This is a genomic window from Labilibacter marinus, assembly GCF_001659685.2.
Taxonomy (GTDB): domain Bacteria; phylum Bacteroidota; class Bacteroidia; order Bacteroidales; family Marinilabiliaceae; genus Saccharicrinis; species Saccharicrinis marinus.
Genome location: NZ_LXYE02000024.1, coordinates 273,172 through 286,115 on the forward strand (window position 1 = coordinate 273,172; position 12,944 = coordinate 286,115).

The following is a 12,944-nucleotide window of genomic DNA, read 5'->3' on the forward strand; positions in this document are numbered from 1 at the left end:
TAAATCTTAAAATGTGTTAATATGTTGATATACAGTATGTATGATGTCCTATGGTTGTTGATGTAATTAATATCCCCCCCTGTATAATCCCAAAATGACCACCCACTCAAATATCCCCCCTTAATTGATGTTATTTTTTAGGATAGCGTTAAGAGATGTTAATATAGATTTGTAAATGCAAAAAAGTGTTTAATCTAAGAATTGAATAAATCTAAAGCGTGTTCATGTATAATCGAAATCTCAAAAAAATGAAGAGGAGTTTAAACCATATGCTTGATCCTTCAAGCAAATGGGTGTTACAAAACTATAGTAGATCTATAGTCTTAAATGAGTCAACGAGTGTAATACACTATTGTTACACGAAAATAATGTAATCACCAGTTGGTTTTGATGTTCTGTTAAGGTTTAGTAAGCTTTAAATAAGACATTGAATAAAAACATTTTAACTATGAAAAAAACTTTAAAAGTGAAAATGAAAGGTATTACAAGGGGCATGCTGATGCTTCTGTTTCTATTTACCTTGCCCAATGCTTTTGCACAAGATGTAACAGTTAAGGGTAGAGTAATTGATGGTACCGGAGAAGTAATTCCTGGTGTAAATATCGTGGTAAAAGGCGATAATTCACGAGGTACTATTACCGATTTTGATGGTAATTATTCTTTATCTGTTAGTTCTGATGCTGTTTTGATGTTCAGGTTTATTGGATATGAAACGCAAGAAGTTGCCGTTGGTGGACAATCGGTAATTAATGTAACGCTTAAGGCGGAAACAGAAATGATCGATGATGTTGTAGTTGTTGGTTACGGACAGCAAAAAAAGAAGTCTGTTGTAGGGGCGATCACAACAGCCAAAGGAGAAGAGTTATTACAAGCAGGTAGTGTTACCACTATCTCAGAAGCTCTAACAGGTCTTCTTCCTGGGGTAACTACCATGCAGGCAGCAGGTCAGCCGGGTTCTACTGCTGCTGAAATTCTTATTCGAGGAAGAGGGTCATGGACTGATAGTTCTCCACTTACATTAGTGGATGGCGTTGAGCGTGATTTTAACAACCTTGATCCAAATGAAATAGAGAGTATCTCTGTGTTAAAAGATGCTTCAGCAACAGCGGTATATGGTGTTAAGGGAGCGAATGGTGTAATTTTAGTAACAACAAAAGTAGGAGCTAAAGGTAAAGCCAAGGTTTCGTTTACGGCTAATGTAGGTATGAAAACACCAACTATAGATACTGACTATGTGGCAGATATGGCTACGAATATGGAGTACTATAATATGGCTTTAATGAATGATCGTAATTATGCGGCATTAGTACCTCAATCTTATATAAATAAGTTTAGAGACCCTGCATATGCAAATCATCCTTTTTATCAGTATACTTCATTTGTAAATGATTTAATTGGTACAGGTTATACGCAACAGTATAACTTAAACATTTCTGGAGGTAACGATTTTGTTAAATATTTTACTTCCTTTGGTTATAACTATGATGGTGATATCTTTGACTTAGAAGAACAACCAGAGTTTGATCCACGTACATATCAACATCGTTTTAACTGGCGTAGTAACTTAGATTTCAACTTAACTCAGTCAACTAAGTTCTCCGTAAAGTTATCTGGTGATATGACAAACTGGAATGGTAATAGGACTACTAATGAGAGTTTTAGTGGTGTAGCTGAAACCGGAACAGCCTCTCTTTTAAGTCGTATGTACGAAACAGTAATGGTAAGTGCGCCACCCGTGTATGAAGATGGAAGGCTTGGTTATGACCCAGGGAATGGAACTGTAAATGTTAACTATTTAGCAATAATGGAACGTGAAGGGGCAGCCAAGAAAAAGAATAACAGGTTGTATACCGATTTCATTTTAAAGCAGGATATAGGAGAGCATTTTACTGCAATGGGTAAGTTTTCGAACAACTATAGTAGAAGATATACTACAGATATCAACAAAAGGTATCAGAGTTCACCTATTTACTATCAAGTAGCCACTTTAAATAAATATACTCCTAGAACGGATGCTGAAGGTAATGTAGTTATAGAACCACGTTCAGATCAGTGGGATAATTGGGAAAACCCTGCAACTATTGGAAATGAAAGTCTAAGTAACTACACAAGTAGTTTGTATTACGAGTTTTCATTAAATTATAATCAATCTTTCGGAAATCATGATGTTTCTGCGCTTGCATTATGGCAACGTAGAAAAGAGAAATATGGTAATAACTTTCCTCGTCACGAAGAAAGTTGGGTAGGCCGTGTTACCTATGGGTTTGCAGATAAGTATTTATTTGAGGCCAATGGTGCATATAACGGTAACGAAAACTTTGCACCAGGAAAACGATTCGGATTTTTCCCTTCTATTTCTGGAGGTTGGGTTCTTAGTGAAGAAAATTTCATCAAGGATAACCTTCCTTTTGTAGATTTCTTTAAAGTTAGATACTCTTATGGTTTAACTGGAGTTTCTGGAGGTATTAGGAATGATGACGATAGATTCCGTTATATTAGTACATACTCGGATGCTATGATACCAATGGAATATGCTTACCAGCCTTCAATAACAGGGTGGGGGTCAACAGCTTCTAAATCTAAGATGCCAATATATACAGAAGGGCAGCCTCCTGTGCCGGATGTTGGTTGGGAAACAGCAACAAAACAAAACTTAGGGGTTGAAATTAATGTATTAAATAACCGTCTTAAAACCACACTAGATTTATTCTCGGAGTATACAAAGGATATTCTAATGCAAAGGAATACTGTACCAAATTGGTTTGGTAATGAAGCTCCTTTTGCCAATATGGGAGAAACTAAAAATCATGGGTTTGATTTAGAACTTAACTGGAATGATAGAATAGGTAGTGATATTTCTTATTGGGTAAAAGGTAATGTTTCCTTAAGTGAAAATCGAATTGTAAATAGAGATGACCCTCCTGGGACTCCTGATTATAGAAAAAATGCAGGTATGCCTATTGAAGCTAATAAAGGGTTTAAAACGATGGGGCTGTACCAAAACTGGGATGAGGTTTACGCAGGAACCTATACCGATTTATTGTCGGGTTATATTCCGGGCGATCTTAGGGTAAATGATTACAATGCTGATGGTGTAATTGATAATAATGATATTGTTGCCATTGGTCACCCTTCTTATGCCACTAAATCTTTTGCTTTTTCTTTTGGGTTTAGCTATAAAAATTTGAGTTTAACGACTATGATTAACGGTATGTGGGATATCTCTAAAGACCTTTCTCGTAGTTATTTGTTTGCTTATGAGGGAATTTCGAGTGTAGACTTTATTCTTAAAAATAATGAGCAAAAAGATGCCTGGACGCCATGGAATACAGGAAGTGAAGTTCCAGTACTACACGCTACTAAGTCTACGTATTATAGTCAAAAAAGTCAGTATAGTTTACGTAATGCTTCATTTGTACGTTTACGAAATGTAGAGTTAAAATATAAGCTTCCTAAAGCGTTTATAGATAGAACTAATTTCTTCGATAACGTAGAGTTTTATGTAAACGGAAATAACTTATATACCTGGCAGAAAATACCAAAAGCAGTTGACCCTGAGGCCAAGAAATTGGAGGTATATCCTATTACAAAGAGATATAATTTAGGATGTAGATTTTCATTTTAAAAAGTAGAGATGATGAAAAAGAATAATAAAATAATATTTATTTTACTAGTATCCTTAATAAGCTTTGTTTCTTGTGAGGATTATTTGGATGTAGATCCAGATCGAGGGATTGATACGGAAGTAGTGTATTCTGACTATTATAGTTATAGAGGTGCTATAGATAGAGGTAATTGGCTTATTGTTAATTATTTTGGTACGTTTGCAAATGGAGAATCCTGTGTCGGAATTTTGTCTGATGAGCGTCAAGTAGCTGAATATAATACAGGTGCAGAACAAGCCAATAAAGGAGTGTGGCAAGATTTGGATTATTGGGATTTCGGAATTAAATATAACCAAGAACACATTGGTAATCCATTAGGAGTTCATAGTTCAGCTCCATTTCATCAACAACCAGCAGGTAGAGCCATGAAAGCTGTAAGAGCAATGAGTATTGCTATCAATAATATTGATTTGTTAGATGACTTTCCTGCAGGAACTGGTTATACCAATGATGAGTTAAAAAATCACCTGTTAGGACAGGCTTTTGCCTTACGAGCTTGGCATATGTTTGAAGTTATTCGTCGTTACGGTCCTATCTTGTTAGTTGATACTACAAGTGGTGCAGGTGTAGAGTTTAATCCTGATTTTAATTTTGATACGAAGAGACCTACATTTCAACAATGTGCTGATTTAATTGCTAAAGATTGTGATGAGGCTATTAAATTATTACCAGTTACATATGTTCAGCAAGCAGGAAACACCGGGCGTTTTACTAGCGCTACAGCGGCTTCTATTAAAGCTATGACATATATGTATGCAGCTAGCCCATTAATGAATACTGATAATGGTGCATTTCCATTTGGACAGGATACTTATAATCAAGAATATGCTCAAAAAGGTATTGATGCCACGTTAGAGGCCTTAAGTCTTATTAATAGTTCAGAATCACGTTATAAGTTATATTCTCAAGCTGATTATCTACAAAATTGGAGATGTGATAATGCAGTTTCGGATGAAGCGTTAATACAGCCAGGTCCAACTAATAAAGGAGGAATGATGACTATGCAGTGGTGGAACATTGGTGTAGGTTGGTGGTTACCTGGACATGATGGTGGATGGGGAAATAATTTTAATATGCCTACTCAAAATGCCGTTGATAGATTTGAAACTATAGATGGTTACCCTGTGAATGGTTTTAGTTCAGATGATCCTAGTTTTGACGAAGGAAATCCATATGAAAACAGAGACCCTAGATTAAAGATGATGGTTTTCTGTCCAAATGATGAAATGTATACTACTGAAAAATGGATAAATAACACCGCATTAAGAAATGAAGCTTGGAGTAATGATGCTTTAACGCAGGATTTTAATAAAAAGGATGGTGATTTCGTGGAAGTTACTCGTACAGGTTACCATTATAATGCTTACCCTGCTAGTTATACTGGTTATTTTGATGGCGGAAAATGGCGCGTTCCAGGAAATAACAAATTCGAGAAATTAGTAGGTAGTGCAGCTAAATATTTTATCTTCCCACATATTCGTGTAGCAGATATGTATTTAGGATTAGCTGAGTTGGGTAATGAATTATATGGTCCGACTACTCCTATTCCTGGATTAAGTAGTGTTCCTAAGGATAAAAACCATTCAACGGAACCTTTAAATACAGCAGCAGATGCGCTTAATTTAATTAGAACACGTGTTGGAATGCCAAATGTACGCAGCGAATTCTTAAATCAGGATGACTTCAGAGACCGAGTAAGAAACGAGTGGGGAGTGGAGTATTTTGGAGAGTTCCGCCGCTGGAAAGATATACGTCGTTGGAGAATTGCTAAAGATGTATTGAGTAAAGGGATTTATGGAGCTTCGATAATTAAGTATGATAATGGTACAGCTGATCCTAGTGATGATACGTTTGACTATAGCTCTAAAAAATTAGATAATGCTTACCGAGTTTTTGAAGACAAGCATTATTGGTATCCTTTCCCTAATGGTACTAAAGATATGTTTTTTGTTTTTGAACAAAATCCAGGTTGGTAAACTTAAAAATAAAGTAAATTATGAAACAGTATATTTTGAAACTGTCGTTTGCTATTTTTTGCATGCTTTGTTTAACAGCAGTAAGTGCGCAAGAGCAAAATGACAGTGACACTACAAAAACGGCTTTGATAGACTTGCCGTTCGGCAAGGTTTCTGAAAACCGACTTGTTGGTGCCGTAGACGTAATTACAAGTGAAGATATTTCTCATTCGAGTCTACCTTATCTTTACAATGCAATACAAGGTATGGCTCCAGGTTATGTAAACGGACGAATAAGAGGTAAATCTCGTGGAGGTGATAACGATACACCATTGATTATTATAGATGGATTATCTAACCGTAATTTAAATTCGTTAACGCTTGAAGAGGTTGAATCGGTGCATATATTAAAAGATGTTACAGCAAAAATGTTATATGGTAGTAGAGCTGCCAATGGTGTTATTGTGGTAAAAACCAAAAGAGGTATAAATGCCAAGCAGAAGCTCACCTTCACTGGTGAGTATGGATACAATATGGTGGATTCTTACCCTGATTATTTAGGTTCAGCAGATTATATGAAATATAATAATCAAGCTTTAGCTAATGATGGTAAAACACCTGTTTATTCGCAGGAACAAATTGATAATGCAGGAATTGACTATAAAAATCCGGATGAGGATTGGTATAATAGATTTGCCGAGGATCACTCTAGTTTTAAAAGGGTGAATATGGATCTAATTGGAGGAGACGAAAAAGTAAAGTATTATCTAAATTTAGGTTGGTTAGGATCTCAAGGATTAGAAAAGGTAGGAGATAAATCTACTTCAAATACTTTAAACGTGCGTAGTAACCTTGATTATAAGGTAAATGATTGGATTTCGGTTAATCTAGATGTTGCTGGTCAGTATAGAATAGATAAAGGTAACCGTGTTAATAATTTGTTTAGTGAATTATCAGCTAGAAAACCCAATGACTACCCTGTATTTATTAGCCCAATAGCACATATTGACTCTATGGGTACTTCAGATGCTGTAGAAAAAGGTAAAAACTTGTATGGAGATATGGTTTATGGTGGTTATAAAAGGTCTGAAACATCGTTTGCACAAACAAATATGGGAATAGACTTAGATCTTAACCAGTATGTTGAAGGATTAAGTGCTAGAGCATATATGAGCTTTGATATTAACAATCAAATAGTTGAAGGTAAGGAGTTGACGTATAGAACCTTAAAGCCTAGTACCTATACTGATGGTAATGGTATTGAAAGAGATACCTTAGAAGTTTTTGGTGTGTATAACCCGAAAGCTAATGAAAAAAGGTTTTCTGATGCTTATTACAGAAATATAGGAGCTGGAGGTAATATTGATTACGTAAGAGAATTCGGTGATCATGCCATAGCTGCTACAGTTAGTTATATGGTAGATAATAAATCTGTTAAAACGGTTGTTTCTGATAATAACGACAATACAGATGATGATGATTTAATGGCTACTATTCAGGACGATAAATCTATGAACTATGGTTTTAGAGTGAATTATGCCTTCAATAACAAATACATAGCTGAATATTCAGGTTCGTATATGGGTTCTACACGTTTTACCAAGGAGAATCGTTGGAAAATGTATAATGCCTTTGGAGTTTCTTATATTTTATCAGAAGAGGACTTTATGGATAATGTTGATTTTATTGACTATTTAAAGTTAAAGGCTTCGTTTGGTACAATTGGTTATGATCAATCTTTCGACTATTTGAAATACCAAGATTTTTATAAGTATTGGGCAGGTAGTTTTAAAACGGGTGATAAAGATGGAAATAGTCAGCTAGTAGGAACACAGTATAATCAAGCAGGTAATTCCAATTTAACTTTTGAAGAGTCAAAAGAAATGAACATTGGTATGACTATGCGCATGTTAAAAAATAGGTTAGAGTTTAGTGCAGATTATTTTACAGAAGAGCGCACTGGAATGCCAACCGAAATGAAATATGCATTCCCTAAAGTAATTGGAGTACCAACCATTATAGCTAATTATAATGGTGTAGATACTAAAGGTTTTGAATTAGCCTTGCAATTTACGAATAGAGTTGGTGATTTTACATACTCTCTAGGTGGTTCTTTAACTTATTCAGAGTCTGTATGGAGTCAGTATGATGAGTTAAATGATTTTTCTTTTCAAAATAAAGAAGGAACTGAAGTCGATGCTATTTGGGGTTATAAGGCTGATGGTTATTATATGGATGCTAACGAAGTTGCCACCTATGGATATGATCAGGATTCGAATACTCCTTTAACTTCAAAAAATGGTACTTTTATCCCAGGCGACTTAAAAATAAAGGATTTGTCTGATATGTATGATGAGTATAGTTTTAACGATAATGTGATTAATAATTATGATCAGACTATTATTGGTAACAGTACTCCACGTTATGCGTATACTTTTAACTTAAATTTACGTTATAAAAACTTCAGTCTTTATGCTTTAGGACAAGGTTATACAGGTTCTGATTTTATGGCTAACAATTTAGCTTATTTAACCAATAAAGGGAATGTAAAATATTCTAAGTTTGCTTCAGAGGCCGCAGTACCTATATTTGATGCAAGTGGGGTTGCGACAGGTTTAGAAAGTGATAATTTTACTCAACCACGTTTAAGTAGTAATGGGCAAGCACATAGTTATGTTGCATCTGATTATTGGAAAAGAAATCAGGCATATTTTCGTTTAAGAACTGTTGAGTTAAGCTATCTTATGCCTAAATCAATCGTTTCTAAAATGGCAGCACAAAGTTTAGAATTTTATGCAAGAGGAAATAATTTATTAACTATTTCTTCAATGAAAGATGTGTCTGCAGCGTCACCTTGGTCAGGAATCTCATCTAACCCTGAGTTCATTACTATCTCAGGAGGTTTGAGACTTAGCTTTTAATTGAATTAAAAAATTAAAAAGATTAATAAGATGAAAAGTATAAGAAATTATATTGCACTGTTTTTGCTACTGGTTACTTTTACTGGTTGTGAGGACTTTTTTGAGCCAAACCTCCATAATACTTTGAGTGGTGAAACAGTGTTCAATTATCAATTAAATCCAGAATACGTACATGGTTTATATGTACCTGCTTATAGTTCAATACCAGGATCGTATACAACTATGAATAGCAATTTTTTGGATTGTGCTACGGATAATGCAGTATCGAATGATTATGATTCTGCTCCATGGAAAATGTATACAATTCCGGAGTATTTTACGTCTAACAATTATCCTTTTTATACATGGGGTAATAATTACGAGCGTATAAAAAACGTTTATCAGTTCTTAACTGTAGGATTAAACGACGATATTGTTTACTATACATCAAGTGAAGAAAGTGATAGGCAAATTAGAAAAAGAATTGAAGGTGAAGTTCATTTTTTATTAGCTTTGAATTATTTTCAACTTTTACGTGATTATGCGGGTCCTGTTAATGGAACAATTATGGGAGTACCTATTGTAGAAGGAGAGATAAGTTTAGAAGAAGGAAGGCAAATTAAGAGAGATAGTTATGCGGATTGTGTTGATTTTATTACAGCACATATCGATACTGCTTTAACTCCTGGGTTTTTATTGCCTGAGTATTCGAAGGATTTTGTAGATAATAATCCAGATTATATTTCAGATGTTTATGGTCCTGATTTAGATGGTTTACCTACAACAACTGCTTGTTATTCATTAAAGTCTAGAATGCTTTTATATGCTGCAAGTCCTGCATTTTCAGGAGGCGATGGAAATACTGAACTTTACAGAAAAGCTGCTGTAGCAGCGAAAGAAGCTATTGATATTTTAGGAGGCTTAAAGAGTGAATACTATAACCCCAGTAATATTGATGATGCCTTTTTTACAGCTGTCGATGATAATGATGAGTTAATTCTAAAGAAAAATGTAAAAAGAATCGCTTATAATAACAATTCAGATTGGGAAATGAATAACTACCCTCCATCTCAAGGTTTAGCGGTAAAAGGAAGAACAAATCCATCTCAAAACTTAGTGGATGCTTTCCCTGCGGCTAATGGTTATCCTATTGATCATGCAATGTCTGGTTATGATCCTCTAGAAGATGGTTTTAACCCATATGCGAATAGAGATCCTCGTCTGGATATGACTGTAATCTATAATAATTACTGGTTCCAAAATAATCAAATTCAAATGTGGCCTGGTGGAAATAACACTATTGAAGGTAATACAACCATTACGAATGATCAACGTATTTCACGTACCAATTATTATTTAAGAAAGTGGATAACGCAGAATGCTTCTTTTTCGCCTGGTATTGCTGAGGAATTAACTTGGCATTTTGTAGCTATGTTTAGAGCTGTGGAGGTATATTTAAATTTTGCTGAAGCTGCCAATGCTGCAGTAGGACCAGATGTTGCTATAAACGGACTAACTGCCAGAGAAGCTTTAAGAGCCGTTAGGCATCGTGCAAACTTACCTGTAGGTTCAGGGGCAGATGTAGCTGATGATCCCTATTTAGCTGGTTTGTCTGACATTACAGAAGTAATTAAAGCAGAAAGACGTATTGAACTTTGTTTTGAAGGACATCGTTATTATGATATTAGACGTTGGAATGATAACTTGAATATGCCAGTTAAAAAGGTAGTTATTACAGGTGATGCTTCTGAGTCTAAATATGATTTTTCAGAAGGTGCATATCCTGGGCAGGTTGAATTACTGGAGTATATGAGATATGGTGCTATTCCACAAAGCGAAATATTAACATGCCCGAATTTAATGCAAAACGACGGTTGGAGATAAATTATAAAATGATGAATATGAAAAAGTTAATATTATTTTCGTTTATGCTTGTTCTTGTTATGACGAGTTGTTATGACGACTACAAGGGCGATTTTGACTATACAGGTACTTACTTCGCGTATCAGTATCCTGCTCGTACGTTTATTGTAGATACAGACGAAGAGGATATCAAATTTAAAGTGGGAGTTACTTTAGGAGGTAAGTATTCTTATGAAGGAGTATCTGAAACTGTATATTTTATGATTGAAGATACTTTAATTACCAATAACGATGGTTTTAAAGATGTTATTACTCCTATGCCTACTAACTGGTATACTTTATCTAGTGAGTCTGAATTTAAAATAAGTAATTCTAATGTGGGTTTCATTGATGTTACAATCAAAAGGGATTCTTTAATTAAATACCCTGAAGCATCAGGGAACAAATATGCATTGCCATTTTTAATTACAGAGGCAACTACGGATTCTGTTTTGGATAACCGTCAGTATTCTATTTTAGTAGTTAAGTTCAAAAATCAATTTGATGGTAGGTATATCATAAAAGGAGCTGATGTAAGCTTCAATTTGGACGGAACTCCAAAGGATACAATTGTTTATAATGACCCTGATGGTATCCGAGATTATGTATTTTTAAATACAATAGCAAAGGATAAATTAAATGTACCAAGGGTTGGATTTACAAATGGTATTAATTATACCATGCAGTTTAACGAAGATGGTAGTTCAGTGCTAATGCCAGCAGAGGGGTCTGAAGTTTCTGAACTTGTGGGAGCTTCTACTTATGATTTTAAAACCAGAACGTTTATTTCAAAGTATGAATATACAATCAATGGTACTGATCATTTAGTTGCAGATACTTTGATTTACTCTAATACAGAGTTAACTCTGGAAAGTTGGAATTAAGTATTATATAATTGTATAAGATATGAGACCATACATAGAAAGAATAGAATTCCTTTTTATGTTGGTTTCATGAATCAATTAGTAAAAAATATATAACATGAAAAAAATATTATATTATTTTATGTTGATGGTTGTAGTTTTCTCATTTGCTTCGTGTGATGAAGTAGATTACAAAAGCATCGATATTACAACGGATACAAGAGAGGTTGAGCTCAAAGAGTTTACTGGAGACCTAAGTGGTCATATTATTGTTTCTGATGAGAAATCAGAGGTAATTAGTGAGGCTGATATGGGGGAGACTTTCTATTTAATAGATAACTCTACAGCTGCTGTCGATAAAAGAACATGGACAGTTGAGCAAGGTACCTGGGACACAACTTCAACAGAAAAAATGTTCAAACTTACTTTGCCTTTGCCAGGAGAGATAACTGTATCTCTATTATCGGAACGTACTTCTGATGGAAAAACTATCCCTTCAGAGGTTACTATGCCAATTAATTCTATTCCTGTAACAGCTGGTATAATTACTGACCCAATGCCAGGTGAAGGTGATGTTATTAATTTAAAAACAGGTGATATTGTTACATTTGCTGACAATAGCACTGGACTACCTGAGTTTTATGATTGGAAATTTGAAGAAGGTACTCCTGCAACAAGTGATCAATCGTCTATTGAAGTTCAATACCAAACACCAGGTGTATATACGGTTGATTATACAGCGACCAGAGAGGATAATCCAGGAGAGTTTGTATCTGATCAGGTAATTAAAACAGGTTGGATTAACGTTGTACAACGTTATGTCAATATTGTTCAAGCAGTAGCAACTGATAATAAAATTTTAATTCAGTATTCTGAAAAAATGATGCAAAACCTTCCAGCGGAGGTAAAAGATGAATTTTCTGTTAAAATTAATACGAGTGCAGGAGCGGTTTTAACTCCAGCAGTTACTGCAGTTACTGTTGTTGATGATTATAACCTAGAACTAACTTTTGCTGACAATACGTATAGTGATGATAAAGTGTTAGTAAGTTTTGCATCTAAAGGACATTTGGAGGATGCAACTACTTTTGGTATTGTAGAAGAATTTGTTGATGAGGTTTGTTTATATGGTAAAAGTTGGATTTTGGATGGAGGATATGAACTTGATGGTTGGTCACAAGGTACACATCCAGACAATAGTGGACTTAGTGAAATAGTTACAGATAAGTCATTACAAGGTTCACGTAGTTTACACATGATTAAAGATAGCGGTACAGCATCATTTGTTTGTAATACAAGATTCAATTTAGAGCCCGGTGCTGAATTTATCATCGAATTTGATGGCATGAAATCTACAGCAAGTGGTGGTATCGAGTTCAGATTCACAGATGATGATACTGCTGGAGCTAACACAGATAATGGACGTATAGGTGATGGGATTGGAGGAAACTGGACAGGTGCTCAAAATTTTGGAGCTGGTGTTTGGAAAACCTTTAAGAAAGTTAAGACATATACAGGAGCAGGCCACGAAGGTGTTTATGTTTATTGGTTGTTCTATGGAGATGGAGAAGTTTGGGTTGATAATGTAAAAATATATACTCCCGACCCTCGTCCATAAATAGATAATATTTCTATTTCTATTTCTAATTTTCAAGGCTG

The 12,944-nt window shown here is 34.9% G+C and carries 6 protein-coding genes; all 6 read left to right on the forward strand.

Features of this window, described 5'->3' with window-relative positions:
• Positions 1–448 precede the first annotated feature (448 nt).
• The 6 genes from A8L32_RS11775 (at position 449) to A8L32_RS11800 (ending at position 12,903) form a co-directional block, all read left to right on the forward strand.
• Positions 449–3,625, forward strand: a complete 3,177-nt coding sequence (locus tag A8L32_RS11775; RefSeq protein ID WP_066630846.1) for a SusC/RagA family TonB-linked outer membrane protein — start codon at positions 449–451, stop codon at positions 3,623–3,625.
• Between the two features lie 12 nt (positions 3,626–3,637).
• Positions 3,638–5,641 (forward strand): RagB/SusD family nutrient uptake outer membrane protein, encoded by a 2,004-nt coding sequence (locus tag A8L32_RS11780; protein WP_066630848.1) that lies wholly within the window; start codon positions 3,638–3,640, stop codon positions 5,639–5,641.
• A gap of 20 nt (positions 5,642–5,661) precedes the next feature.
• A complete protein-coding gene (locus A8L32_RS11785; protein WP_075590591.1) occupies positions 5,662–8,541 on the forward strand; it encodes a SusC/RagA family TonB-linked outer membrane protein in 2,880 nt (959 codons plus the stop codon).
• A 30-nt stretch (positions 8,542–8,571) separates the two neighbouring features.
• Positions 8,572–10,404 (forward strand): RagB/SusD family nutrient uptake outer membrane protein, encoded by a 1,833-nt coding sequence (locus tag A8L32_RS11790; protein WP_066630852.1) that lies wholly within the window; start codon positions 8,572–8,574, stop codon positions 10,402–10,404.
• 17 nt (positions 10,405–10,421) lie between these two features.
• A complete protein-coding gene (locus A8L32_RS11795; RefSeq protein WP_075590592.1) occupies positions 10,422–11,306 on the forward strand; it encodes a DUF1735 domain-containing protein in 885 nt (294 codons plus the stop codon).
• Positions 11,307–11,403: 97 nt separating this feature from the next.
• Positions 11,404–12,903, forward strand: coding sequence for a hypothetical protein (locus A8L32_RS11800; RefSeq protein WP_075590593.1), 1,500 nt, complete (start codon positions 11,404–11,406; stop codon positions 12,901–12,903).
• Positions 12,904–12,944: the final 41 nt, after the last annotated feature.

Excerpts from the sequence above, each read along its gene's own strand:
- A8L32_RS11790 (WP_066630852.1), top strand. The coding sequence starts at position 8,572 with ATGAAAAGTATAAGAAATTATATTGCACTGTTTTTGCTACTGGTTACT.
- A8L32_RS11780 (WP_066630848.1), top strand. The coding sequence starts at position 3,638 with ATGAAAAAGAATAATAAAATAATATTTATTTTACTAGTATCCTTAATA.
- A8L32_RS11785 (WP_075590591.1), top strand. The coding sequence starts at position 5,662 with ATGAAACAGTATATTTTGAAACTGTCGTTTGCTATTTTTTGCATGCTT.
- A8L32_RS11795 (WP_075590592.1), top strand. The coding sequence starts at position 10,422 with ATGAAAAAGTTAATATTATTTTCGTTTATGCTTGTTCTTGTTATGACG.
- A8L32_RS11800 (WP_075590593.1), top strand. The coding sequence starts at position 11,404 with ATGAAAAAAATATTATATTATTTTATGTTGATGGTTGTAGTTTTCTCA.
- A8L32_RS11775 (WP_066630846.1), top strand. The coding sequence starts at position 449 with ATGAAAAAAACTTTAAAAGTGAAAATGAAAGGTATTACAAGGGGCATG.